Genomic DNA, 25,169 nt, shown 5'->3' on the forward strand with positions numbered 1-25,169 from the left:
AACGACACCCTATATAGATTAGAATCACAGCCTAACTTATTCTGTAGCTAAATAAAATCCTATGATATGCTCTAGCAAGCTTAAAAACTTCTCTCTTGAATCTATGTTTCTTCTCGTATTCAGCCTGGTTAAGAGAGCTCTATAAAATGCTCTACCATATCATTTCTTAAGCTCTTCTCTTTAGAGTATTCGCATAGTGGAAGGTTTATAGGGTTTTTGAGTGATGAGTTTTTTCTAGGAGGTTTTCTGAGGTGTTTTTCTATGAGTAGTATGTCTATTGAGAGAATCTATAGGTTTAAGGGTGATCCTAGGAGTTTCATAGATAGAATACTCAGAGATCCAGAGATTATAGCATTATATTATGAAGGTGTAGAAGGATCTGCTGAAGAAAGATATCTTAGGATTATAAAAGCCTCGATCAGATTTGGTGATAATGAGATTTTCAGAGGAGATATAGAGGTTTTCAAAAGACTAGAAGAACCTCTTAGAATAACTTTTCACGGTATTAAAGGTGAGATAATAGATCTCATCATAAGCTTCATGAGGATATCTGGTAATGAGTATATTATGAAGATCCTATGTAGATTCAACGAGAGAAGTAGCAGGCCGGATTATCATGCTCTTGAGAGTATCCTCAGATATCTTGAAGAACAATTTCTACTCTATTTCCCTAACGAGTTTAAGCCTTAAAGCTCTATATAAATCATACTAGCAGCTAATGATAGATTCAAGTTCTCATTCTCCTAGATATCTTAGGCTTGACAAGATATTGATCAGGATCTATACCTCTAGATCTTCTGGCAAGTATAAAGCCTCTATACCCGGAACCTGTTTCTATGAAGTCTATCTCTGAGAAGAAAAACCATGATATCGAAAGTAGACCGGCTAGATCCCATAATCTGAATTCTAGAGCAACTCTATCCATAGTACTTAGATCTATGAAAATCCTCTTAAAAACACCTCTAAAAGGATCATAGGCTATGTGGCCGGATAACACAAATCCTCCTCTCTTACTACTCTCTAGAGATACATCTCTAAAATCTCTCTGCTGATACAAAGACCAGATCCTATCATAATCCTCGATAACCAGAACACCTTCTAAGCCTAAGACTCTTGATAATCCTCCTATAAGATGTATCATTTGATACACATCGAAATGAGGTGTTGAAAAACCATATATGAGAGCTATATCAGCTTCTCTAACATGCTTATAGAGATTTAAAGCATCATCTCTTATCACATCAGCTTCTCTACCAAGATAAGCCCTACTATAGATCCTAGCCTTCTCAAGAGCTGAAAACCTGAGATCATTAACTATAAGATCATACTCAAAACCTCTATCAAGAAGAAGCTTAGCCATAGCAATACCACCAATCCCAGAACCACCACAAACATCAACAATCCTAAACCTTCTCCTCCTAGAAAGAAGATCTCTAAACCACTCATGCTCAAACAAAATAGAAAAAGATTCATAAGCCTCCTGAAACCTCTTCAGACCAGAACCTCTATCAAGATCCTCATCCCAACCAATAATACTATAATACCTCTCAAGATCACCATAACCCAATAAAAACCCCATAAAAGAAAATATCAGAAGAAAATAAGAAGAAAAATAAAAAGGCCCGGCGGCATAGGTATATAGTAGATTCATCATATAATCATATGATCATGATATATATGATATATGAAGACAGCGCGGATCTACGCAGAGTTTCCCCCACGTAGACCCGTGCCGTCTTCATATATCATATATATCATGATCATATGATTATATGATGAATCTACTATATACCTATGCCGCCGGGCCGTGTAATATATTTGTTTTCTGGATATTTATGCTTAGATCTGATGGTATTTGATCTGTGTTTGGTGATTTTTTTAATTATTTTATATTAACATTTGATTGCAGTCTTGTTAGAGTTCTTCTCTTTCTATGTTTATATTGTATATGATAATAATGTGTTTTTTCTTCTGCTTGTGATTTTTATTTTCAGCTGGCTTCTGGCATTTTCTTTAATGTTTTCTCTGGTTTTGTTTGTTTCTAAGATCTTTTGCTTAATATTTGTTTAACTATCTTATTCTGGTGAATGTATTGGGTTTGAGAAGTAAGCTTTTATATGTTGTTCTGGATGGTGCTGCTGATAGTATTAGTGATCCTTATACTACTCTTGAGAAGGCTAGCAAACCTGGTTTGGACAGGCTTGCTAGAGAGAGTGTGTGTGGTGTTATGTATGTTCTTGGTAGGGGTATTGCTCCTGAGAGTGATGAAGCTGTTATATCTCTTCTAGGATATGATCCTCATGAGATTTATACTGGGAGAGGACCTATAGAAGCTGTTGGAATAGGGCTGGGGCTTAGAGAAGATTATGAGATAGCTTTCAGAGCTAATTTTGCTACAATAGATCCTTCTACTAGAAGAATCATAGATAGAAGAGCTGGGAGAAGTATTAGTAGAGATGAAGCTGTAGAACTTGCTAAAACTCTTGATGGACTGGATCTAGGGATTTACGATGGTTATGCTAGAGTGAGAGCTTCTATAGGTCATAGAGCTGTGGTTATAATAGGTAGTAGAAGTCGTAAGCTGTCGCCCTTAGTAAGCAACAGCGATCCAGCTTACGAGAGAAGAGGTCTTATAAGCATTGCCACACCATCTTACGAACCCTATCTAAAACACGTGAAAGCTCTTGAAGATTCTGAGGAAGCTAGAATTGCCGCGGAGCTTACAAATAGATTTATAGAGCTCTCTATAGAGAAACTCGATAAACATCCTATAAATAAGATTAGAAGAGAGAGAGGAGCACCTCCAGCCAACGTAATACTTCTCAGAGACGCTGGCGGGAGGATCCCGAAGCCCGAGCCTCTTGAAAAGAGATATGAAGCAAGATTCGCAGTTCTAGCTGAGATGCCTGTTGAAGTAGGTCTTGGAAGAATCTTCGGTGCTAAAACATTAGAATTAGAATACATAGAAGATCCTAGGAGAAACTATGAGGACAAGCTTGAGAAAACACTCAAGATGTTAAAAGATAATGACATAGTATACATCCATCTTAAAGGACCTGACGAGCCGGGTCATGATGGAGATTTCGAGCTTAAGAAGAAAAGAATCGAAGATATAGATAGATACTTTATAACACCAGTATTAGAAGAGGTTCTAGAAAAAATCTCAATGATAGTCACAGCAGATCACGCAACACCTCCATCTAGAAGATCTCATACAGACGACCCAGTACCAGTGCTATTCTACACACCCGGTATAGAGCCTGATAGGATAACAATCTTCAGCGAGAGAAACTGCATGAGAGGATCTCTAGGAGTCTACGAACATGGGTGGAACATGCTTCCAAGCATTATCCAGAAACATCTCAAGATCTAGCTTATCCACGAGTTTCCCATATAGCGGAAAAAGTGATCGAGTCCGAACTCCTCCTCACTCTAAAGAACGAAGCTTTCGGGATGTAAAAATTTTTTCTGAAGATATTATCAGAGGACAAAGATATTCATAAGAGAATCTATCAGCAGAGTTATAGGTAGAGAAGATAATCATAATCCTAGATATCTAGAGTATATCTAGAACCTATGCAGAGCAGTCTAGAGATTCATTGCTAGATCTTCTTCACTCTATCTTCCGAAGAATTCTCCAGGAGAGAGACTTTATCAATATGCTGAGAGTTTCCGAGCATCAGATCCTCTATCCTTCTGCTCACTATATTCAATAATTTCTTCAATCTTTCTAGTCCTCTCCCATATAACTCTCTGTAAATAACACCTCTGATCTCTACTATAAACTTATCAGGCTCTCTAGGACCTCTTGATACGTATATGCTCACGCTCATAATATTCTCACCATTCTCACGAAATAAATACTTCATAGACGAGATAGAAGGCGATGTAAATATCATCTCACCTTTAAACAGAATCTCTTCACCATCTCTAACAATAGCATCACTATAGATCATCAGATTTCTTTTATCACTTACAAAAGCACTATACTCATCTAAGATCTTCTCAGGATTAGATCTCATAATATTTAGAAATTCTTTATAATACTCTAGATCTATCGAAAATCTTCTGACACCATCACCCGTGAAGCTCATTTTATAAGCCCTCTTCCAGATTTCTACTACTCCCGGTTCTATCTAATAATACTATTCTTACAAAGATTTTATATACTACACCCATGATTCTAAAACAATTGAGGAGAACAGAATCACCTTATTAGCATTAATAAAACGCCAGTCACATAACTGCTTAAAAACTATCTGGGTTTCTGCAGTCTGAATTCCTGTAGATATTTCTATCGTATGGTAACACCTTAATATTTTAAATTCAGCTCTTATGCTTAAAACTATTACTGTGATCTCCTAATTTGGATATCCTAGATCTATTCTTCTTCATAATATTTATAATCGGTTACCGGAATTCTTCTTTGGTGTTCTTTTGATGTCTCAAGCGTCTCAAGAGACTTCGGACTCAGAACTCTACCATTCTCTTAGAATTCTCTCACAACTATCATGCCTGCCTCAGGTGAGAAGATATGAGTATTATATATCAAGAGGAGAGATTGAGAAAGCTAGATCCTATATTGAAAACGTTATGAAGGATCTCATCAGATCTAGGGAGTCTATTGAGAAAATACTCTATAGATCCAGAGAGCTTGCCAACATGCTTAGAAAAACAGGTTCAGGAGAAATAAGTGGGAGAGCTTCCGAGATCCTAAAAACAGTACCAGAATTCCTCAGAGAACTTGAGAATCTACCTGAGAATGTGAGAGGATGTTTAAATATTAAAGCTCATGTAGAAAGTGTGCTATATACTATATCTAATATAGCTGAAAGAATCTCAAGAGGATTTCTCCTAGACAAATCTTATGAAGAAGAGCTTCTTAGAAATCTAGAGTACCTCTCAAGATATCTAGAAGAAATTCTCAAGATAATATGATCTATGAGCTTCTCTCAAAATAGCATTCAGAAAGATCTAGATTTAATCTTCTCAAACCTCTTTCATCATACTCTAAAACCCCCTCACACCTGATCACATCTCCAGTTCTTAGACTAGCGTATCTAATTCTATGAGAGTAGAGTATAATAGTCTCGCTTGAATTAAGATCTCTAGCCATATATATTGAAGGAGTATGATAACCATGTGAATCTTCTGATACCTCTAGAGATCCTGAGAAAAAGCTCGTTCTATGTATTCTAGAACATATAATTCTTCTAATACTCTCATCACATGAAACAAATCTAAGCGATACAATTCTCCCCCTGAACCTATGTTCATGAATAGATCTACGTAAGAGAATAGTATGAGTAGCAGGATCAGGTTTCTCACCAACTTCACCTATTATTCTCTTGATATCCTCATCATCTAATCTAGATATAACTTTCTCCCTCTCTAGATCTAGTAGAACCTCTAGATCTCTTCTATCATGCTTGTAAAACACAAGATCTATATCACTCTTAGGATTAGAAGCACAGTAGATCATGCTACCGCTAATAAGAGGATGAAGCCCTCTTCCAGAAAGTATGGTGAGAAGATCTACTGCATCCTTATATAGATCCTCTGGAGTTTCACTACATGGAATTCTGGAAGGTCTTATAATTCTACGAATAAACTCATAAGGGATCACGGGAACAGGTCTTAGAATGAAATCAAGAATCTTCATATAGCTCGGGTATCTCATGAGCACGAGATTAATAGCATCAGAATACCTCTTAATCTTAACACCATTAACATATCTAGGCACAGCGATAACACCGTTAGAATGACAGCAACCTTTAACAGCCCATATACTCCCGTCTTCTAATACTATGTAGAAACCCTCAACTATTTCATCAGAAGGATCTAAGGTCAGAGAAGAGAAATCTCCTCACCTCTCAGGGTGCACAGGCTTCATCACTATGCAGAGCACTTCATATATCTAAATACTCTGGAAAGTTAAAAGTCATAAGATTTTAGATCTCGAAAACCCTGTCATCATTAGTTTCTCAACACTTCTATATATACCTGCTATCTATGTTACATAGGTGTTTGTTTTGGAGTATTCGAGAGAAGTCTTGTTCCCTCATAGAGAAATTCGAGAGATACTAGATCTATATAGAACTATATGGGCTCTAGATCATGCCTCATCTCTTATGGGCTGGGATCTTGAGACCAACATGCCTGAAGAGGGGGTTCTAGAGAGAGGTGTAGCAGTATCTGAGATATCTGCTTTGAGGCAGAAGCTTGTCACAGAAGAGAGATTTCTAAAAGCTGTTGAAAGAGCTGAAGCCATAGAAGATCTCAATGATTATGAGAGAGGTGTTATTAGAGTTCTCAAGAGAGAGATCAGATACTACACCAGAGTACCTCCTGAGATTGTGAAAGAACTCTCTAGAATCACATCGGAGGCTAGTGTTATCTGGAGGAATGCTAAGAGTGAGGGTAGATTTGACAAGTTCAAACCCTACCTAGAGAAGATAGTAGATCTAGAGATTAAAATCGCAGATTCTCTAGGCTATGATGAGCATCCCTACGACGCTCTCCTAGACATCTACGAAGAAGGTTTGAGAACAAGAGAATTTCAGAGTATCATAGGATCTCTAATACCTTCTCTTAAGAAGATCCTTGAAAAAATAATCTCAGAAGAATATTATACCAAACCTCATCCTCTCGAGACGGAGAGATATGATACAGATGCTATGAGAAGAGTTAATCAGAGAATTCTAGAGATACTAGGGTTCAATCCTAAGAGAATGAGACTAGACGTATCCGCACACCCCTTCACCTCAGGGATTAGCTTGAGAGATGTGAGAATAACTGTGAGATATGAAGGCTATGATTTCAAGAGAGCATTATACTCTCTAATTCACGAATTCGGACACGCATTATACGATCTTCAGATCGATGAAAGATATGCTATGACCCCTCTAGCTGGAGGTGCTTCACTAGGTGTTCATGAAAGTCAGTCTAGATTCTGGGAGAATATTATAGGGAGGAGCAGAGGCTTTGTAGAAGCTGTATATGATATACTAGCTGAAGAACTAAAACTCGGAGGAAGATACGATCCCGAGGATCTCTACAGATACTTCAATATAGTCAGACCTAGCCTCATAAGAGTTGATGCTGATGAGGTCACCTATAACTTTCATATCGCATTAAGATTCGAGCTTGAGAGAATGATGATCTCTAGAGAAATTAAAATAGGAGATCTACCTGAGATCTGGAATGATTATATGGAGAGGTATCTCGGTATAAAACCTAAGAATGATAGCGAGGGTGTTCTCCAAGATATTCACTGGAGCATGGGCTCTATAGGATACTTCCCAACATATAGTATTGGAACAATCCTAGCAGCACAGATTAGAAAGGTTATGGAGAAAGACTTGAATCTCGAAGAGATTATCAGAAGTAGGAATCTAGATCCTGTGAGAAGATGGCTTAGAGATCGCATACATGTGTATGGAGCTATGTATCCGCCGAAAGAACTTATAAGAAGATCTCTTGGAGAAGATCTGAATCCCAGCGTGTTCATAGAATATCTAGAGAGAAAGTATTTAGGCTGAGATGAGAAGCAGACCTATACTATCAGATCCCTCAGATCCTTATCAACTCTTGGAAAGATCTTATCATAGTAGAATTTCACACCTTCATCCCCTGATTCTCTGAAGAGAGCGTAAACCATTACAGCAGGAAATGCTATGATCTTATCTAAATGCATCTTAGCAGGGATTTCAAGAGCTTTTCTCATAGCTTTATTCATATATATTGAGATTCTATCAGAAGCTCTCTCGAGAGCAGAATCTATCTCACAATCACTACATCCAAGCCATTTCAAGAATAACCTGATATTCTTCCTCTTATTAATACTAGGATCTCTGCTCAGAAGATCTGTTGTATCATCAGCTATCTGATAGAGAACTCCTAGAATGCTTCCATATTCCGATACTACTCTGATAACACTATCACTACACTGCGTAGCTTTAGCACCCAGATACGCAGCCATTCTAAACACAGAACCTGTTTTGAGATCTACTATTCTCTCATACTCACTGGCTGGTACATCGATTCTTCCGAATACGTCAAGTATCTCTCCTAATGTGGCTTGGAACCATGATTGGATCACGTTTATAAGAGCATCGAAACCATAGATCCTGATCATGAGCTGAGCTTTGGGTATGAGGAAGTTCGAGACTAGAACAGTATTTGCTAGACCGAATCTAACCCATGAAGCTGGTCTACCTCTTCTAAAGAGATCCCCGTCAACTATATCATCTAGAGCTAGAGATGCTGAGTGAACCATCTCAATAGCTATTGAAGCATCTAAAGCTCTATCTATAGAACCTCCGAGAGCCTCTGATATGAGTAAGGTTAGAACTCCTCTAAGTCTCTTACCTCCATGCACTATATATCTCGCTATCTCAGCTATCTCTTCCTCGTAGTTTTTTATCTCTTCGCGAATCTTCTCTTCTATGATCTCTCTTCTAGACTCCATATACTCCATAAGCTCTCTAAAGACCTTGCTACCTAGTATGAGATCTTCTGCTCCCAAGACTTCTCACATTAACTACTTCTTCCTAGAGATATATCTGCTAAGCTTATCACATCTACTCCAATTCTCATCAGCTGAATTCATACACTGAAATACTATGTTGCATGTGAAGCAAGGGATCTCTCTCATACTATCCATATTCACCTTCTCCGGAAGATCTTCTCTGAAAATAATATGCCCTGGCAGGAGTAGTATATAAGCCTTTCTCCCGTTAAGCTCAGCTTCTTTCCTCATGATTAATCCTCTTCTGAGAAGTCTTAGAACAATTCGAGAACCTTCTTTGCTATCTATACCTAGTAAACTCCATAACTCTGTCTGTGTCACACCGCCAGAACTACTTCTGCTACTTATTATATCAAAAGCTTTTCTCTCTATAGGAGGTAAGAGGTCTATGAGATCATGAGGATTTTCTCTGACTCTCATATTCTTCTCCTCATCTCTCAGTTTTGAATATTCTCCATATAGATTATCTAGGATTAGAAAGAATATAATCTTGAGCACCGGTCGCGCTATATCTCATGTGCTATAAGAAGTGATCATATATCCTCATAGTTGAAACTCACATCTTTATTAATCGGCTTCTAAGAATAATATCCTGATGATCAAAAGCATCCTGGAGAAGATAGATAGAGGATTTCTATGTATATCTTGCGGATATTTTGAGAAGAGGTTCTGGAACAGGTACGTAGATAGATGTCCTGTGTGTGGAGGCTTCATGATTCCCGTGGTTAATGAAATACCCAAACCCGTGGATCAACCTGGTGTGTGGAGGTGGAGTGAAGGACTTCTAACTCCTGAGATCAAGAGCAAGATAACTCTTTTCGAAGCTAACACTCCTCTAATAAGATTTGATACTCTAGGTAGAAGATATAAGATTAAGAATCTTCTTATCAAAGATGAGGCTAGAAATCCCACCGGACTTTTCATGGACAGAGGATCAGCTGTAGCTACATCAGTTCTATCGAGTATGGGTGTTAAGAATATCACGATAATCTCAACAGGAGATCTAGCTTTCTCGATGGGGGTTTACGCTAGAAGAGCTAAGATGAGAACATTCGTAGTACTTCCATCAAATACTCTACCTTCGAAGATTCTTAGAGCGAGAATTGTGAATTCTAGAGTTACAATATATGACAGCTATGAAAGCGCTCTCAGAATATCTGATCTCTATGACAGATACTATACTAGGTATAGGAAGAGGTATTTCATACTCCACTCAAATCCATATCTTATGAATGGGTATCAGACCATACTATTTGAGATAATAAACGAGCTAGGTTCCCCGCCTAATCTAATAGTAATTCCATTCGGCGACGGTGCTCTTATGACCTCGCTAGTTTCAGTTGTTGAGAGAATGAATCTCAGGATCAAGATCTTAGGTGTGAGAGCTAGCGTCACATCTCCTGTTTTCAGCGAGATCAGAGTTGAGAAACCTCTTCTAAGAGAACAGCTTGAAACAATGATCAAGGATACCAGACATGAGATTATAGAGGTATCAGATAAGTTAATAAGAGAAGCATTGATCCGAGCTAGTAGAGAGGAGGGGTTTCCAATAGATCCTATAGCAGCTACAGGACTTGCAGGTCTTGAAAGCTACTACCCGCATATAGCAGGATATGATACCGCTGTTATAATAGCTACTGCTGGTGGCATGCTTAACGATCCTGTTATCATGAAGAGTATCATAGGAAGTATTAAAACAGATGAGATAAGCCTAGGATTTGTCAAAGAGAAGATACTCGAGATATTAATTGAAGAAGGTGGGATGCCAGCTTACAGACTATGGAAGTATCTTAAGGATAAGTATGATGTGAGACTTAGCCTGAGAACTATATATAATCATCTTAGAGAACTTGAGAAAATGGGTCTTGTGACAAGGAAGAGTGATTATGATCCTGATGAGGATAGGATGAGAAGATTTTACGTAGCTAGTGATGATGCTTACATGCGTATTCTTAGATAACTTGAAAGATCTATTGAAGGTGAGATTTATACAGTGTTAAAAGCTTCCAAAAACTCGGGTGTCTAAGATATCTGTGGTAAGACTCTCAATATATACATCGCTAGTATTCATAGCAACAATAGTGCTTCAGATATACACACCAGCTACAAGAGGATACTTCAACCTAGGAGAAGTAGCTATATACTCGATAGCATCTATAGCAAGTCCTGTCACAACAGCTATAGCAGCTGGAATAGGATCTGCACTAGCAGATCTTCTCACAGGATATGGGATATTCGCTCCAGGAACACTTATTATAAAAGCTTCTGAAGGCTTTATTGTAAGTGTTCTAATAAGATCTCTTAGCAAAATGAAGATTCGCAAAGCTAGAATCCTATCAATAATAATATCTGCAGGAGTAGGAGTTCTCATATTCATAGCAGGAGTTAAACTCTGGACAGGATATGTAGAGCTTACATCCATCCCCGTCAACATACTAGGGTTCCAAGCCACGCTACTCACACTCACAATGGATATAAGCGCTTTTATATGGGCTCTCTTAGGAGGCGTCGTAGCTCTACTAATGATATACATGATATGGTCTAGAGGATCTGAGAATATATCTACAGCACTTTCAATGAGTATAGGAGGATTTATAATGGTCATGGGGTACTTCCTCTACGAATACTTCATCTCAAATCCTCTACAAGGAATCCCTTCTGAAGCAGCATTCGTAGAAATCCCTATAAATCTAGGTCAGGTTCTCTTCGGAATCTCTCTAGCTCTTCCTATTTCTAGCTTTATGAGGAAAGCAGTAGAATGAATATCTCAGCTAAAGGATTCAGCATAAGATTAAATAATCTGAGAATCTTAGAAAACTCAGATCTTAATCTAGACAAAGGGTTAACCCTTCTAACAGGAGTATCAGGATCTGGAAAAACATCTTTACTAAGAGTACTCTCAGGATCTATACCTTTTATTTTCAAAGGTTCTTTCACAGGTTTTTTCAAACCCGATATAAGAACTATCAATAGAATCTCATTCTACATGCCTCAAGAACCTTGGTTCGGGATCGCAACTCCATATGTCTGGTCTGAACTAGAAGGCTTTGAAGAACTTCTAGAGAGTATTGATATGAAGAGTCTTAGAAACAGGTCTACTTATACTCTTAGTGCTGGTGAGACTCAGAGAATACTTCTGCTAGTAGCTCTGAGATCTGGGAAGAAACTACTACTTCTCGATGAACCTACTTCGTATCTTGATAGTGATAATGCTAGGAGATTTGCTGAGCTTGTCTATAAATTCTCTGATGAGAATGATTCCATAGTTCTGGTATCAGATCATAGGATAGATCTTTGGTCTAAATATGCTGAGAAGATCTACGCTCTTAATAATAGAAGGCTAGAGGATTTTAAAGAGAGTAGCTATAAGGAGTATTATGAGAGAAATATAAGACTCATAGAAGATCTACGTAAAGAGAGAGAGGTTAATGAGATTAGAAACTGCATAGGTTTTGAAATACGAGAATTCACATACCCAGGATCTAGGAGAAGATTATTAGAAGGTGTAGAAGGTGAGGTATGCTATGGGAGAGTTACGCTGATCAGAGGAGCATCAGGATCTGGCAAGTCTACATTACTAAGATTACTAACTGAGAGAATTGTAGATCAGAGATTTGAAAAATATGTGAGAATACACCTCGAGAGAATATCTCAAGAGAGTATTAAGAAAGATATTCTTCTAATACCTGATAATCCGCTACTATTCTACACAGAAGCTAGAGTATTTGAAGAGCTAGGAGGAGAAGTTGAATTACTAGATCTGCTAGAGATCTCTAGAGAAAGATCTGGGCTTGGAATTAAGAGATTAAGCAGTGGTGAGAGAAGAAGGATCGCATTTCTCTCAGCTCTTGCAAGAAGGAAGAAGATTATACTCGTGGACGAACCTACGGTAGGTCTTGATCCGGGTTCTAAATATCTTCTACTAAAACTGATACGTGATCTCACATTAAAAGGCTATGGTTTTCTGATATCATCTCACGACCCTCATATGGAGGTGATTGCAGATGAAATCATCAGAATCAATTAGCTTTAGAAGATTAGCAGGATTCCTAGAATTCATATTAGAATACCTCTTCTACTCAGTGTTTGTCGGAGATGATAATAAATGCAGACACTCACCTCTAGTACTTAACATAGGATTCATAGTTGTTGTGATATTCATCATCTCTAGAGGAGGTTTTCTCAACATAATCACAGGTGTTTCAGCAGTAGCACTCCAGATCGTCTTAAAAAGAAAATGCATTGTTCTAAGACCAGTTATAATACTCTCTCTAATACCATCAGCATTCTATGGAGTGATATCAATTATTTTAAGACCTGATATTATTCTCGCTTTAGAAGCTGTGGCAAGGGTTTTCACAATATCATTATCAACACTTCTAGTTCTGCAACAGATTAATCCGGTAGAGATTTCATGGCTTCTATCGAGATTAGGTGTGAACTCTAGATCAGTTCTATATCCTTCTCTAGTATGGAGAGTCTCACCACATCTTCTCAAGGACATGAGACTAGCTCTGCTTGTTAACAGGCTTAAGGAATCTGATCTGTGGAAAAGTATTGCTGTAAGTATTATAGTATTTGATGAGTATGCAGATCTCTATGAAGAAGGTCTTCTCTCTAGAGAGAAGATATCTATATCCTACTGGTATGATCCTCGTGAGAGTATTAAAAGTATGATACTTCTGATCACACCTCTTATAATGTACATGTTACAATGCATGTATAGCTATTCTTTTCTTTTATATCTAGGAATTCTATAGTGTAGCTAGGTATGAGTGAGTTATTTCCATACGAGAGATTTAGAGAAGGTCAGAAAGAATCTATTGAAAGCATTCTAAAGAAATATAGAGAAGGTGTGAAGCATGTGCTCTTCAGAGCTCCCACAGGTTTTGGGAAGACTAGTGTAGCTATAGCATCTATGATGACAGATCCTCCTGTTATTCATAGTGTGAGAACTAGAAACGAGATCCAGCCTGTTCTCAGAGATCTCAAGATTCTCTATGAGAGGAAGAGGAGAAGCTTCTCATATTCTTTCATATTCTCAGCGCATAAAATGTGTCCTCTTCTCAGGAGAGAGAATACAGATCCTGAGGATTTCTGGATTGGATGTCAGATCCTGAGAGCTTTAGGGAGATGTGAGTATTATAATAATCTTAAGAAGATCTCTGAAGATGAAGTTCTCATGAAGATCTCTGAAGATGTGATACCTGAGGTTGTTGTTCAGAGAATCTCTAGAGAGCTTGAGACATGTCCTTTCTTCGCTCTTTCAAAGCTTGCCAGAGAATCAAGCTATGTTGTTGTGACATACCCCTATGCATTAGATCCAGAGCTTTTTTCACTAGTATTCGAAGATAGAGATCTATCTGATTATTCTCTGGTCTTAGACGAGGCTCATATTCTTACAATCCCTTCTAGAGTTTATTCAGATGATTTCAGGATCAGAGATCTAAAGAGATCTCTAGATGAGATAAGAAGATTCTATGGAGGTTTAGAGTATTTGGAGGGATTCCTCAGAAAACTTATAGAGATCGCTAGCAAGAGAAGTGAGGCTAACAGGGTCAGGATCATAAGAAGAGATGAGATAGGATTTGATGAAAGCTTGATAGAAGCTTTAGAAGATGTAGCTCTAGATATTAAGAAGAGGATCTTTACAGAACTTCTCGAGAGCAGAGGTGCTGGCGAGGCTATCTCTAGAAGAGTTCACATATCTAGGGTAGCCTCTGTACTATCAATGCTTAGAGACTCCAGGTATGAGATGTTTGTAGAATACGATCGCTCAGGAGATCATGTTATAAGAGTATCCGCAGTAGAGTATAGTGTGATCGCAGATGTTCTCGGTAGGTATAAGAGAACACTAGCGATGTCAGGCACGCCTCCATCGGTAGAGTTCTTGATCAAGCTAATAGGCTTGAACAGTGTTTCCGAGGTCAATGCACTGGATTTCTCAAGCTGGAATCCTCAAGATTCTATGGCTGTTCTAGTGACCTCTGAACTCTCATCGAAATACGAACTTAGAGGCGATGTGATCTACAGAGCTTATGCTGAGTATATTGAGGTTGTCAGAAGACTCATACCAGATATCAAGATGATAGTCTACCCAAGCTATGATTTCATGAGAAATATTCTGAAACATATAAGATCTGATTCTGAGAAAGATCTAGTTGAAACCCAGGAGATCACTTTAGGAGAATTTCTAGAAAGAATATCAAAGGAGAAGGATATTATAATGCATGTTGTTGCTGGAGGGAAGATCGCTGAAGGAGTAGAATTTATAGAGAATTCAAGCTCTTTGATCAAGGCTGTATTCATAGCCGGAGTTCCATACCCCCAGCCTGATGACTATATTGAAGAGCTTATCAGGAGAGGCTCTAAAAGACTTGAAGCAAGAGAATTTAGAGAGTATGTTCTTAACAATGAGGCTTACATAAGAACAGCTCAAGCTCTGGGCAGAGCTGTTAGAAGTCCTAGAGATAGAGCTCTAGCTGTTCTAGGCGATAGAAGATTTTTATCAGCGAGATTGAGAAGCTTACTGGGTTTAAGAAGATTTAGAATTGTGAAGAACCTGAATGAATTCAGAGATGCAGTGGATCTAGTGTCTAAAGAATTTCTCTAGATCTCAGATCCGATCTAACCTCACTCTAAAACTTATTAATCTTCATCAGAGTATTAATTCTAGGTGGGGACGTGGCATGATACTATTCCTGTGGAACCCTCTAGTTCTCCTAGGAGTAATCCTAGGATATATAGTAATGTTCATGCTAGCCTCACTAATAGCTCCGAAAGTTGCTGGGAAACTCTCTGGTAGATTCTCATTATATACTTCAATGGCTCTAGTCCTAGTACTAGCTATAACCATATTCACACTAACTCTCCTAGGCATATCATACATCATAGCATCTGCTATAGGCATATCAAATACTTCTGAAGGTATAATAAGCGTTCTAGCATCACTAGCACTACCTCTAATGATATTCGTAGTCATAGTAAATCTGATAACATATCTCATATCTCCCTACATGATAAATCTGATGTATAGAGCTAGAAGAGATGAGAAGCTTCAAGAGATAGTTAACAGAGTTGCTATGAGACTCGGACTTTCAAAGCCTCCGAAAGCTGTTGTGGTAAGTGGTCCTCCTAATGCTTTCGCCTATGGAAATATTCTATCTGGAAGATATGTTGCTGTGACTGATAAGATGCTTGATATAATGAATGAGAATGAGCTTGAAGCCGTCATAGGACATGAGATAGGACATCACATACATAAGGATAATATGATCATGCTGTTCCTAGGTATACTACCCTCGGTAATATACTTCCTAGGAATTAACGTTCTTAACATAGCTATGATAGGAGGCTATGGGAATAGGAGGAATGGTTCTTCAACACTTATACTAGCAGCAGCAGGCATTCTAGCTATAATGATCTCATTCCTATTACAGATACTAGTTCTAGCATTCAGCAGACTCAGAGAGTATTATGCAGATTTTGAAGGAGCGAAAGCTGCTGGCAGAGAAAGTATGCAAGCAGCATTAGCTAAGATTCATTTGTTCTATAGCAGGATTCCAGGAGCTAGAGAAGCTATATCGAATAGTAATCTCAAGACACTCTTCATATACGCTCTTGTAGACTCTATAGCAGAGCCTTTCTACAGAGTCTCTAGAGATGATATTATAAGGATAATGAACTCAAGATACTCTGTATTGGAGGAGGTATTCGCAACACATCCGCCTATTCCTAAGAGGCTTAGATTTCTTGAGAATCTTCGCTACACATCTATGAATCTCTGAAATTTTCTTAGAAAGAGACTTTCGTTAACTCATTTTATATAGTATTTTTCTATTGCTTTTACTAGCTCGCTTGGACATCTAACGGATCTTCCATTGATCTCTGCACATACCACTATTATATATCCTAGTGCTGATAGAGTGTTTGATGCTCCATTATATATCTCGAAGCTGTATTTAATAGATTTCTCACGGATCTCTGAGACCCAGAGATGTATCTCAACGAGATCTCCGTTTCTCAGAGGGCTCAGATATTTTATGAAGCTCTCTACTCTAGGGATCCAAATATTCCTACCATTAAGATCCTTATAACTCAAACCCTCACTCCTCAGCATCTCCTCTTCAGCTCTCTCAACATATCTGAGGAAGTTTGTAAAGTGAACAACTCCTGCTGCGTCTGTGTCTACGAATGGAACATACATTCTATATATAAACTTCCCACTCATAGAACCAGCCTCCTGGGGAAAGACTAGGGTTTTATAACGATTCTTCCTATAGAACCTCCTCTCTCAAGAATCTCATGAGCTTTTCTAATATCCTCAGCTGTCAGAGGTATGGTTCTATAGACTGGCTTGACCAAGCCTTTTCTCAGAAGTTCTATTGCTTCTCTCAGCTCTCTCTTACAAGAGTTTAGAACTCCTAGTATAGAGTTCTCTCTCAGAATAAGATGTCCCAGAGTAATCTGCTGAGGATTCGGATCTACATTTCCAATGAGAAGTAATTTCCCACCCCATCTAAGAGATCTTATAGATTCTCTAAGTGTAGGACCTCCCACACTCTCTATAACATGATCAACACCCTCACCATCTGTAAGCTTTCTAACCTCATCCGAGAACTGCTTCTCATAGACTATAACATGATCAGCTCCATATCTTCTTATAATATCAGCTTTCTCACTACTTCTAGTCACAGCTATAACTCTAAGCCCGTAAGCTTTAGCAACCTGAACAGCATGGATACCGATACCTCCGCTAGCTCCGGTCACGAGAACACTCTCCCCAGCTGAAGCACCTGCAAGAGTTTTAAAAGCTCTCACAATAGTACCGATCACACATGCTGAAAAACTATAGGCTTCCGGAGGATTCTCGCCAGGATCTCCTATCTTCTCTAAAACCCAGTATGGTAGAGATATATATTCTGCATAGCATCCATCTCTCTCCTCACCTATTGATATCTTGCTTCTGCAAAGATTCTCTCTACCTTCTCCACACTTAGGATCCCTATGATCATATATGTAGATGAGAGATGAAACAAGATCACCCTTCTTAAATCCAGATACATTCCCGCCGATCTCAACTACCTCTCCAGAGATCTCGTGACCAGGTATTACAGGAGGTCTCACCCTCATAAAACCTCTCCTAGCCAGAGTATCTCTATAACACACCCCACATCCTCTCACCCTGATCAAGACATCATCATCAGATATTCTAGGGATCTCAACATCTCTTTCAACAAGAACATCAACACCTCCAACCCCTGTCATAACCACAGCTCTCAAAGATAACACCATCTAAATACTTCTAAAACATTATAAAAAATAAAAATCATGTCATATCATAGATAAGGCTAGTGCAGCTATGAGAAGAACCCAGCCTATTAGAATTAGAATACCTATAATTTTTCTGATAGCCGTCACGAATACAAGTAGTATGTATAAAGCTGTTAAACTCACCAGAAGAGTTATAGCGGTAGAAAATCTATCAGCCAGATCAGGTCTCTCTTTAAACACTGTATTAGCCAGCATCTGTTTTATAAACTCAACAAGCCAGTTATACAAGATCAGAAGACCGTTTACAATATTGTTAACAATATCAGAGCTCATATTGAGAACGCCGTATAATAATGCGTTCTAAAGCATATATTCTATAACTCTAATCTCGAGAATGACTTAAAAGGCTTTAAAAAACAGAGTTGAGATAAATCCTAAACTATTTATGAGGAGGAGAAGGAGTTGGAGGAGATGGTTGGGATGATTTTGACTTCCCCGATTCTATTAGATGGAGCAGGATCTCGTATATAGTCTCGAGTTGCATGTATACTGAGGATGCAGAAGCTTTTGCTCTGAGAAGTATTGATAGAGCTTCAACTTTCTTACCAGATGAGTATAGATCTTGGGCTGTGTTTATTAGGTTCTGGACTTCATTGATTCTCTCTTCAGCATATGATGTGATTATTGGGATTCTTGATACTATAGCACAAATCTGAGGCTGCAGAGGAGTAGTGCATATGATGTTTTTAGAGATCTCAAGTATTTTTCCTATGAGTTCTCTAGATCTTGAGGTGAGGTTCTGAACCTCTGATAATGTCTTATTATAAAGTCTATCTATGTCAACCTCTATCTTTGGTTTCTTAATCATTATATCCAAGCTCGTGTGAATACTCTCGTTAATGGCTATGATCTTTAGCTTTATAACTGCTATGGAATCTATGATCAGAAGAATCTCTCTAGAGCTTGATATGTTCATGAGAGTATCTATCAATCTACTCACAGTGTTATTGAGATCCTCTAGAATCTTCTGCAGATCTGTTAGATTATATTCTCTAGCTATATCCATGAGGACATTTATCTCACCTACTAGATCCTGTAGTTCTATATAAAGCCTTTCAGATATATTAGATATGCTCTCATTAAGAGACTCCTCATAGCTTCTACCACTAGCTACTGCTTTTAAAATATCTGAAGTGATATTTCTCATAGTTTCTATTCTCATTATATTCTCCTGAATGCTTTCAATAGCTTTACCAGAGACATTTAAGCTCTCAAGCCTCTTGAGAACTCTATTCAAAACATCTAAAACCTTACTGGATTTATTATCTAGATCAACTACTCTCTCAATAGATCCTTTCTTCAGCTCTGATACGCCTATCATTATAACTCTATTCGTAAAGTTTCTGATATTAACAATCTCAATATCTATGCTTATATTAACGAGAGTTCTCATGAGATCGCTTAGATTCTTAGCAGAAGATATATTCTCAACATAGCTCCTCACAATCTCTTCCGAGAGATTCATCTCTCTTAATCTATTCTCAAGAACATTAGCAAGACCTTTTTGATATCTCTGAAGAACTAATCCAACAGCGTATGCTCTACCTTCTCTAATATACTCCTCCACGCTTGAGAGGGTTTTAGAAGCATTTGAAACCCATATGGCAAGATCCTCTGGTGTGAGGGTTGAGATATTGATAGAGAGAAGTTTCGTTATCTCCTCTCTCAGATCAGATGATATATTCATGCTTAAAACACTGCTGAGAAGAACTCTGAGAACTTCTGCCTTAGCAAGATTATTCTGATAAACAGTTTCATTCTGAGAGCTTTGAGATTGAGCCGTTGATAGTATAAGCAGAGATGGTGATGTTATGGAGAGCAACACTACTATCATGATCCACGCTACAATACTTCTATACAGAATCTCTCTAAGAGATCTGAGTACCATCTCTTTCACCATTTAAGTTCTGAGACTTTAACTGAATATAAGGAATACTGTGAAAAACTTGTTTCACTATGCGGAAAATTAAATAGTAAAGTGTTCCCAGCTTTCGGAAACAGATCTTTTGAAATAACTTTTAACCTCGGATGAAAACATCTGGCGAGCATGTGATTCAGAAGTCTGAACCTAGTAAGAACTAGCTTGGCGTAGATCTCGGTTCTGCAGATCTTCTGACATCTATCGTGGTAGTTAGACTTCAGATCTTTTTAATTAGAATGATCCTGTTTTGAACTCCTACCTTCTCTACTCTTACTATACCCAGTCTCTCTAATCTTTTTATATGTCTCCAAAGAGTTGTCCTGGGAGCTTTAATCATGTCTTGAAGTTCTGACTGCATTATCGAACCTCCTCTCTCACCTATGATTCTTATGATCTCTCTATCAAGATCATCTAGCAAGATCTCAGATCCTTTACCATAGAATCTTCTTCTCATCATTATAAAGCTTGAGAGTACTCCTACTATAACAATCAATACAATGAGTAGTATGAGTGGAAGATATTGAGAGAAGATATTCTGAGAGGATGTTATAGAAGTCTCTGTTGTTACAGGTGTTGTTGTAGGAGACGCCGTCGCTATGACTGGAGGTGTCATGGTTTTCTCAGTGGTTGTCGTAGTCGTGGTTGGAGGTGTTGTGGTTGTGTATGTTGAGACTCCTACTCTTAAGGTGTATTTGATCTCTTGAGGTCCTCTTAAGATTAGATCTAAGGTATTATTGTAGATCTTGTAGCTAACTATATTTATAGGTAGTGTCAGCACCACTATGTTTTCAAGAGGTATGATCAGCTCTATAGTATCATTGGTTTCTATATCTAGTATGAATAGATTGTTTTCAATAGATGTATTGGCTACATAAGATATACTCACATTAGAAGGTTTATCTAGTATCAGAATTATAAATCCGCTATCATATATAACAGGTAGAATCTCACCATCACTTCGAGCTATTATGGTAGCGGGAATAGGTGGTGTAGGTACTCTCACTTCTTGAATACCTTGGGAAAGAGATACGTTTATAAATACGAGTGCAACACCATCAGATCCTATTATAATTCTCGTGCTAAGATTATCTGTAGCTCTTAGAATATCATGAGAGAAACCTATCTCACTTATAAATAGAAGGATCATTACAACAACTAAGAACCTAGGCAGAAACCTCATGACCTTCATAAGACCCTGAGAGAGTATGAGATATCCGGGATTTAAATATTTGAATAAAGTTAAAGAACATGATCCATGCGGGGGGTGGGATTTGAACCCACGCAGGCCTACGCCAGCGGGTCTCTCTTCTCGCGGCTGGATCTTGAGCCCGCCCCCTTTGACCCGCTCGGGCACCCCCGCTCTCTGCCAGTATATAATAATTATGCAGGAGTTAAATAAGTTCTAAGCTTTTTCTTTTTCTAGATAGAGTATTCTTGATCTTAGCATGTGATATCCTGTTCTTTTAGATCGAATATTTTTCAGAGGTAGCATGATCTTGAGAGGAGATCTACCCTGATCTTTTTAATATTTTTTATTATTCATACACTAGTAGTATAGGGGATTAAATGATTAGTAGAAGAAGAGTTTTGATCATAGGTGCTGGAGGTAGAGATTTTCATAACTTCAACGTGTTCTTCAGAGGTAATCCATATTATGAAGTTGTAGCTTTCGTGCATGTATCACAGATTCCTGGTCTCACTAGTAAGAGGTATCCTCCTGATCTAGCCGGAGATCTCTATCCTGATGGGATACCAATATACTTGGAGAAAGATCTCGAGAGGGTAATCAGAGATCTGAAGGTTGATGAAGTGGTTCTAAGCTACAGCGATCTAAGCTATATAGAGCTTGGAAGGATTCTAAGTAGAGTAGTTGCTACAGGAGCTTCATTCAGAATACTAGGACCTCAAGAGACTATGATACCATCTATAAGACCTGTAATAGCTGTGACCGCGGCGAGAACAGGATCTGGGAAGAGCACTTTATCAAGGAGAATAGTTCTACATGCTAGAAGAAGAGGTGTTAATATAGTTGTTGTGAGACATCCCATGGTTTATAAGGATCCGGGGAGAATGGCTGTTCAGATCTTCGAAAAAGAAGAGGATCTTGATAGAGAGCAGGTTACAATCGAAGAAAGAGAAGAATATGAACATTATGTGAGAGAAGGTGTGAAGGTTCTAGCAGGAGTTGATTACGGGAGAATTCTTAGAGAGGCTGAGAGAATGGGCGAGATAATACTATGGGATGGAGGAAATAATGACTGGCCATTCTACAGACCGGATCTCATGTTCACAGTAGCTGATGCTATGAGACCTGAGAATATTGATGGAAGCTATCCTGGAGAGATTAATATTAGAATGGCAGATATTATAGTGATCAATAAAGTAGATCAGGCAGACCCCTCTCTTGTGAAGAATATGGAGAGAAGACTTAAAGAGATCAATCCCAAAGCTGAGATCCTGAAAGCAGTAAGCGAAGTCCTGGTAGACAGACCAGAGCTTGTTAGAGGGAGGAGAGTAGTTGTTGTAGAAGACTCTCCCACCATAACTCATGGAGGAGCTAGGTATGGTGCTGGATATGTTGCCGCGAAACTCTATGGAGCTTCTGAGATAATAGATCCCAGGAAATGCGCTGTTGGAGAGATTAGAAAACTATATGAAGAGTATCCTCACATGGCTGAGGTACTGCCATCCACAGGATATAGTGAGAAGCAGCTTAGAGATCTGAGAGAAAGTATATATAGATGCTCTCCAGATACCGTTATCATGGCCACACCAGCATCTCTAGCTAAGGTTTTGAAACTCGAGATCCCATGGGTTCAGGTTTCATTTAATATGAAGATCATCGAAGGCAGAAGTATTGAAGAGATCGTTGATGAGTTTATCGAGAAGAAAGTTAGAATATAATAAGATCTCTAGAGAGCCTGTCAAGTTCTAGAACACTGCCATCATCTGTGATAGCTATATTACTCTCAACCCTGACGCCAAAAGATCCTTTTATATAAACTCCAGGTTCTATCGTGAATACAACACCTTTCTCAAGAACATCATTAGAATTCATAGATATGTAAGGAGGCTCGTGAACTTCAAGACCTATCCCGTGACCTGTTCTATGCATTATATATCTTCCAAGCCCGCTATCCGCGAGACATGTTCTCGCCAGAAGATCTAGCTCAGAAGCTTTAACACCAGAACTTATGCTTCTCATAACCTCATTATAGCAATTACTATAGGATGTAAACACATCTCTAAGCTCTCTCGAAGGCGTTCCCACAATATACATTCTCGTAAGATCTGAGATGTATCCATGCTCCTCTACAACACCTAAGTCTATTAGAACAGGTTCTCCAATGCTCAGAACCTTATCCCCGGATCTATGGTGGGGATTAGCAGTATTCTCACCAAATGCTACTATAGGTTTGAAAGATGGTTCGAGACCGCTTCCCGCGATCATGTTAACTATCTGTGCTTCGAGGAATCTCTCTGTAATGCCTGGTACTATTAGATTGTATACCTCTTGGAGTATCTTCTCAGCACTCTTCACAGCCTCATATATTCTGAGTATTTCTTCATGAGATTTTCTATACCTCAGATCTCTAGAGATCTTTGATAGAAGATAGATCCTCTCAGGATGAAGTTTTTCTCGAAAGAATTCTAACTGAGATAATCTCATACTATCCTCATAAAAGCCTATCTTTCCATATATTCTAAGCTCTCTAGAAACTCTTTCTACAGCTTGATCAGGTCCTGAGGAATCATTCCATAAAATCACATCTACGAATTCTCTGAGATACTCTGGAAGACTTTCAAGCTGAGGTGCTATCAGTACAGCATCCCCATCTGCATTAATAATTAATGCTGTGATCCTTTCATAACTCTCTATTCTAAGACCTGTGAAGTATATTAGATTAGGAGAGGGGGTTGTAATAATATAGTCTCCTCCCAGCACTCTCAGAGATCTAACCGCGCTAGCTATCCTACTCCTATACTCTTCTACAGAGAATACCATAGCATTTTCATTTTAAATAGTAGATGGAGAATATTAATAACTTTTATTTATTCTTCCTAAGAGAATTCTATCTTATGGAGATATAATGAGTAGTATAGAGGATTTGAAGAAGATCATAATAAACTCTATCGAGGAGAATAAAGATCCTCTTGTTAAAGCCGCATACTATTCTGATAAAGATGTATCAAGCATAGTAAGCAGGCTGATAGATAGATGGGAGAAATCAGGTTATAGAGGCGTGCCTCTAGACTATGCAACCTATGAAGAATTAAGAATTCTAGCTTCTAAAGCTGAGTTCTATAGAGATGCTCCGAGAGAAGCTTATCTGAGGAGACTTATTAGTGAGAATCTAGAGAATCCATAGCTTTCTTAAGCCATGTGAAGAATCTCTCCAGACTCTCCATAGGATCTCTAAACCTATACCCTGTTTTTCCGATGAACTTCTCAGAAGAAATCCTCGCATCTCCTGTTAGAAGAACCTCTAGAAATCTTCTATCTATATCTCCTAGAAATGGTCTTGCTATTGATGAAGCTATCCTCAGAGATCTCATGCCGATTCTTAGAAAACCTCTTCTTCCGATGATTCTCAGAGCTACCCTACTTATATCGCTTATACTAATATCTTTGGGAGATGCTATGTGGTAGAAGTCATTGGCTAGATCTCTTCTTTCTATTAGTAGAAGAACTATCCCGGCAAGATCTTTAACATCCAGAATGTTAATACGTGTTCCTATATCAAGCTCGATACCTATTCTAGATAGTCTCAGGATGTTAATCCACTCTCTATGTGTATTATACTCTCCTATTATAATGCTAGGTCTGAGGATCACGTATTTGAAGCCTTTCTCACCGCATATCTCTCTCACTCTAATCTCTCCAAGGCATTTAGACTTCTCATAGTATGTTCTCAGAGAATCTATGTGAGAACAATGCTCCTCTTCTTCTCGCACAGGTTTTCCAAGCCTCATATCGCTGGCTCCTGTAGAACTTATATGTATATACAGAACCTCTTCACCTCTTGGAAGTTCTAGAGATCCTAGGATCTCTTCTACAACACCTACATGAGCTTCATAGAGTTCTCTCTCAGACCCTTTGAGAAGACCTATGGCGTTGATGAGAATATCAGGTTTAATTCTTCTAAACTCTTCTCTTAATCTCTCTCTACTAAAGGATTCTATGATCAGAGGTCTAGATCTTTTCTCCTCATATATTTTTAAAACCTCTCCAGTCTTCTCCAGAGTTCTTCTTCTAAGAACAGGATAAACCTCAAAACCTTTCTCTATAAGAAATTCCGCGATATTTCTACCTACGAAACCTGATGCTCCAGCAATAACTATCTTCAGATTTTCTCCGCTCTTCAAGACCTCTTATAATATTAG

Annotated in this window: 24 protein-coding genes and 1 tRNA gene; 12 read left to right on the top strand and 13 right to left on the bottom strand. The window is 38.4% G+C overall.

Annotation, left to right across the window (positions count from 1 at the left end):
* Positions 1-261: 261 nt before the first annotated feature.
* Positions 262-690 (top strand): hypothetical protein, encoded by a 429-nt coding sequence (locus QXS89_04715; GenBank protein ID MEM3831478.1) that lies wholly within the window; start codon positions 262-264, stop codon positions 688-690.
* Between the two features lie 37 nt (positions 691-727).
* Here the strand turns inward: QXS89_04715 and QXS89_04720 are convergent, their stop codons facing one another.
* Positions 728-1,567 (bottom strand): class I SAM-dependent methyltransferase, encoded by an 840-nt coding sequence (locus QXS89_04720; protein ID MEM3831479.1) that lies wholly within the window; start codon positions 1,565-1,567, stop codon positions 728-730.
* Positions 1,568-2,092: 525 nt separating this feature from the next.
* Here QXS89_04720 and apgM point away from each other — a divergent pair.
* On the top strand, positions 2,093-3,373 hold the full coding sequence (gene apgM / locus QXS89_04725) for a 2,3-bisphosphoglycerate-independent phosphoglycerate mutase (GenBank protein ID MEM3831480.1): 1,281 nt from the start codon (positions 2,093-2,095) through the stop codon (positions 3,371-3,373).
* Positions 3,374-3,602: 229 nt separating this feature from the next.
* Here apgM and QXS89_04730 read toward each other — a convergent pair whose 3' ends face one another.
* A complete protein-coding gene (locus QXS89_04730; GenBank protein ID MEM3831481.1) occupies positions 3,603-4,094 on the bottom strand; it encodes a hypothetical protein in 492 nt (163 codons plus the stop codon).
* A gap of 346 nt (positions 4,095-4,440) precedes the next feature.
* Between QXS89_04730 and QXS89_04735 the strand changes: the two genes are divergently transcribed.
* Positions 4,441-4,938 carry a hypothetical protein gene (locus QXS89_04735; GenBank protein ID MEM3831482.1) on the top strand — a complete coding sequence of 166 codons (498 nt, stop codon included), beginning with the start codon at positions 4,441-4,443 and terminating at the stop codon, positions 4,936-4,938.
* 1 nt (position 4,939) lies between these two features.
* Here QXS89_04735 and QXS89_04740 read toward each other — a convergent pair whose 3' ends face one another.
* The gene (locus tag QXS89_04740) at positions 4,940-5,743 is read right to left on the bottom strand and encodes a hypothetical protein (GenBank protein MEM3831483.1); all 804 of its coding nucleotides are present in this window, start codon (positions 5,741-5,743) and stop codon (positions 4,940-4,942) included.
* Between the two features lie 289 nt (positions 5,744-6,032).
* Between QXS89_04740 and QXS89_04745 the strand changes: the two genes are divergently transcribed.
* Positions 6,033-7,541, top strand: a complete 1,509-nt coding sequence (locus QXS89_04745; protein ID MEM3831484.1) for a carboxypeptidase M32 — start codon at positions 6,033-6,035, stop codon at positions 7,539-7,541.
* Positions 7,542-7,555: 14 nt separating this feature from the next.
* Here the strand turns inward: QXS89_04745 and QXS89_04750 are convergent, their stop codons facing one another.
* Both QXS89_04750 and QXS89_04755 read right to left on the bottom strand, forming a co-directional pair.
* Positions 7,556-8,527: a polyprenyl synthetase family protein gene (locus tag QXS89_04750; GenBank protein ID MEM3831485.1), complete on the bottom strand. Its 972-nt coding sequence runs from the start codon at positions 8,525-8,527 to the stop codon at positions 7,556-7,558.
* 15 nt (positions 8,528-8,542) lie between these two features.
* Positions 8,543-9,028, bottom strand: a complete 486-nt coding sequence (locus QXS89_04755; GenBank protein MEM3831486.1) for a hypothetical protein — start codon at positions 9,026-9,028, stop codon at positions 8,543-8,545.
* Between the two features lie 97 nt (positions 9,029-9,125).
* Between QXS89_04755 and QXS89_04760 the strand changes: the two genes are divergently transcribed.
* From QXS89_04760 to QXS89_04785, 6 genes are all read left to right on the top strand, one after another.
* Positions 9,126-10,490 carry a pyridoxal-phosphate dependent enzyme gene (locus tag QXS89_04760; GenBank protein MEM3831487.1) on the top strand — a complete coding sequence of 455 codons (1,365 nt, stop codon included), beginning with the start codon at positions 9,126-9,128 and terminating at the stop codon, positions 10,488-10,490.
* 73 nt (positions 10,491-10,563) lie between these two features.
* Complete coding sequence (locus QXS89_04765) at positions 10,564-11,292, top strand: ECF transporter S component (GenBank protein MEM3831488.1); 729 nt, start codon at positions 10,564-10,566, stop codon at positions 11,290-11,292.
* Entirely contained in the window at positions 11,289-12,557 is a 1,269-nt protein-coding gene (locus QXS89_04770; GenBank protein ID MEM3831489.1) for an ATP-binding cassette domain-containing protein, read from the top strand. The genes QXS89_04765 and QXS89_04770 overlap by 4 nt, the downstream gene beginning before the upstream one ends.
* Positions 12,535-13,290 (top strand): hypothetical protein, encoded by a 756-nt coding sequence (locus QXS89_04775; GenBank protein MEM3831490.1) that lies wholly within the window; start codon positions 12,535-12,537, stop codon positions 13,288-13,290. The genes QXS89_04770 and QXS89_04775 overlap by 23 nt, the downstream gene beginning before the upstream one ends.
* Before the next feature lie 11 nt (positions 13,291-13,301).
* Positions 13,302-15,143 carry an ATP-dependent DNA helicase gene (locus QXS89_04780; protein MEM3831491.1) on the top strand — a complete coding sequence of 614 codons (1,842 nt, stop codon included), beginning with the start codon at positions 13,302-13,304 and terminating at the stop codon, positions 15,141-15,143.
* A 76-nt stretch (positions 15,144-15,219) separates the two neighbouring features.
* On the top strand, positions 15,220-16,317 hold the full coding sequence (locus tag QXS89_04785) for a zinc metalloprotease HtpX (GenBank protein ID MEM3831492.1): 1,098 nt from the start codon (positions 15,220-15,222) through the stop codon (positions 16,315-16,317).
* A 29-nt stretch (positions 16,318-16,346) separates the two neighbouring features.
* Here QXS89_04785 and QXS89_04790 read toward each other — a convergent pair whose 3' ends face one another.
* From QXS89_04790 to QXS89_04815, 6 genes are all read right to left on the bottom strand, one after another.
* The gene (locus QXS89_04790) at positions 16,347-16,760 is read right to left on the bottom strand and encodes a thioesterase family protein (protein ID MEM3831493.1); all 414 of its coding nucleotides are present in this window, start codon (positions 16,758-16,760) and stop codon (positions 16,347-16,349) included.
* Positions 16,761-16,783: 23 nt separating this feature from the next.
* A complete protein-coding gene (locus tag QXS89_04795) occupies positions 16,784-17,803 on the bottom strand; it encodes a zinc-binding dehydrogenase (protein MEM3831494.1) in 1,020 nt (339 codons plus the stop codon).
* 60 nt (positions 17,804-17,863) lie between these two features.
* A complete protein-coding gene (locus tag QXS89_04800) occupies positions 17,864-18,136 on the bottom strand; it encodes a hypothetical protein (protein ID MEM3831495.1) in 273 nt (90 codons plus the stop codon).
* 106 nt (positions 18,137-18,242) lie between these two features.
* Positions 18,243-19,751, bottom strand: coding sequence for a hypothetical protein (locus QXS89_04805; GenBank protein ID MEM3831496.1), 1,509 nt, complete (start codon positions 19,749-19,751; stop codon positions 18,243-18,245).
* A gap of 250 nt (positions 19,752-20,001) precedes the next feature.
* Positions 20,002-20,964, bottom strand: a complete 963-nt coding sequence (locus QXS89_04810; protein ID MEM3831497.1) for a winged helix-turn-helix transcriptional regulator — start codon at positions 20,962-20,964, stop codon at positions 20,002-20,004.
* 76 nt (positions 20,965-21,040) lie between these two features.
* Positions 21,041-21,144, bottom strand: a tRNA-Leu gene (locus tag QXS89_04815).
* A 206-nt stretch (positions 21,145-21,350) separates the two neighbouring features.
* Between QXS89_04815 and QXS89_04820 the strand changes: the two genes are divergently transcribed.
* The gene (locus tag QXS89_04820; GenBank protein ID MEM3831498.1) at positions 21,351-22,688 is read left to right on the top strand and encodes a cyclic 2,3-diphosphoglycerate synthase; all 1,338 of its coding nucleotides are present in this window, start codon (positions 21,351-21,353) and stop codon (positions 22,686-22,688) included.
* On the opposite strand, the gene QXS89_04825 is transcribed toward QXS89_04820, so the two are convergent.
* The gene (locus tag QXS89_04825; GenBank protein ID MEM3831499.1) at positions 22,678-23,790 is read right to left on the bottom strand and encodes a Xaa-Pro peptidase family protein; all 1,113 of its coding nucleotides are present in this window, start codon (positions 23,788-23,790) and stop codon (positions 22,678-22,680) included. The genes QXS89_04820 and QXS89_04825 overlap by 11 nt on opposite strands.
* A gap of 85 nt (positions 23,791-23,875) precedes the next feature.
* Here QXS89_04825 and QXS89_04830 point away from each other — a divergent pair, with 85 nt between their 5' ends.
* Positions 23,876-24,154, top strand: a complete 279-nt coding sequence (locus QXS89_04830) for a hypothetical protein (GenBank protein ID MEM3831500.1) — start codon at positions 23,876-23,878, stop codon at positions 24,152-24,154.
* Here the strand turns inward: QXS89_04830 and QXS89_04835 are convergent.
* Positions 24,129-25,151, bottom strand: a complete 1,023-nt coding sequence (locus QXS89_04835) for an NAD(P)-dependent oxidoreductase (GenBank protein ID MEM3831501.1) — start codon at positions 25,149-25,151, stop codon at positions 24,129-24,131. The genes QXS89_04830 and QXS89_04835 overlap by 26 nt on opposite strands.
* Positions 25,152-25,169: the final 18 nt, after the last annotated feature.

The organism is Sulfolobales archaeon (assembly GCA_038881635.1).
Lineage (GTDB): Archaea > Thermoproteota > Thermoprotei_A > Sulfolobales > AG1 > WYEN01.

Coding starts and splice junctions, on each gene's coding strand:
- QXS89_04825 (MEM3831499.1), bottom strand. CDS start 23,790: ATGGTATTCTCTGTAGAAGAGTATAGGAGTAGGATAGCTAGCGCGGTT.
- QXS89_04770 (MEM3831489.1), top strand. CDS start 11,289: ATGAATATCTCAGCTAAAGGATTCAGCATAAGATTAAATAATCTGAGA.
- QXS89_04810 (MEM3831497.1), bottom strand. CDS start 20,964: ATGAGGTTTCTGCCTAGGTTCTTAGTTGTTGTAATGATCCTTCTATTT.
- QXS89_04820 (MEM3831498.1), top strand. CDS start 21,351: ATGATTAGTAGAAGAAGAGTTTTGATCATAGGTGCTGGAGGTAGAGAT.
- QXS89_04715 (MEM3831478.1), top strand. CDS start 262: ATGAGTAGTATGTCTATTGAGAGAATCTATAGGTTTAAGGGTGATCCT.
- QXS89_04730 (MEM3831481.1), bottom strand. CDS start 4,094: ATGAGCTTCACGGGTGATGGTGTCAGAAGATTTTCGATAGATCTAGAG.
- QXS89_04785 (MEM3831492.1), top strand. CDS start 15,220: ATGATACTATTCCTGTGGAACCCTCTAGTTCTCCTAGGAGTAATCCTA.
- QXS89_04805 (MEM3831496.1), bottom strand. CDS start 19,751: ATGGTACTCAGATCTCTTAGAGAGATTCTGTATAGAAGTATTGTAGCG.
- QXS89_04780 (MEM3831491.1), top strand. CDS start 13,302: ATGAGTGAGTTATTTCCATACGAGAGATTTAGAGAAGGTCAGAAAGAA.
- QXS89_04760 (MEM3831487.1), top strand. CDS start 9,126: ATGATCAAAAGCATCCTGGAGAAGATAGATAGAGGATTTCTATGTATA.
- QXS89_04790 (MEM3831493.1), bottom strand. CDS start 16,760: ATGAGTGGGAAGTTTATATATAGAATGTATGTTCCATTCGTAGACACA.
- QXS89_04775 (MEM3831490.1), top strand. CDS start 12,535: ATGAAATCATCAGAATCAATTAGCTTTAGAAGATTAGCAGGATTCCTA.
- QXS89_04830 (MEM3831500.1), top strand. CDS start 23,876: ATGAGTAGTATAGAGGATTTGAAGAAGATCATAATAAACTCTATCGAG.
- QXS89_04735 (MEM3831482.1), top strand. CDS start 4,441: ATGTCTCAAGCGTCTCAAGAGACTTCGGACTCAGAACTCTACCATTCT.
- QXS89_04800 (MEM3831495.1), bottom strand. CDS start 18,136: ATGAGCTCTGATATTGTTAACAATATTGTAAACGGTCTTCTGATCTTG.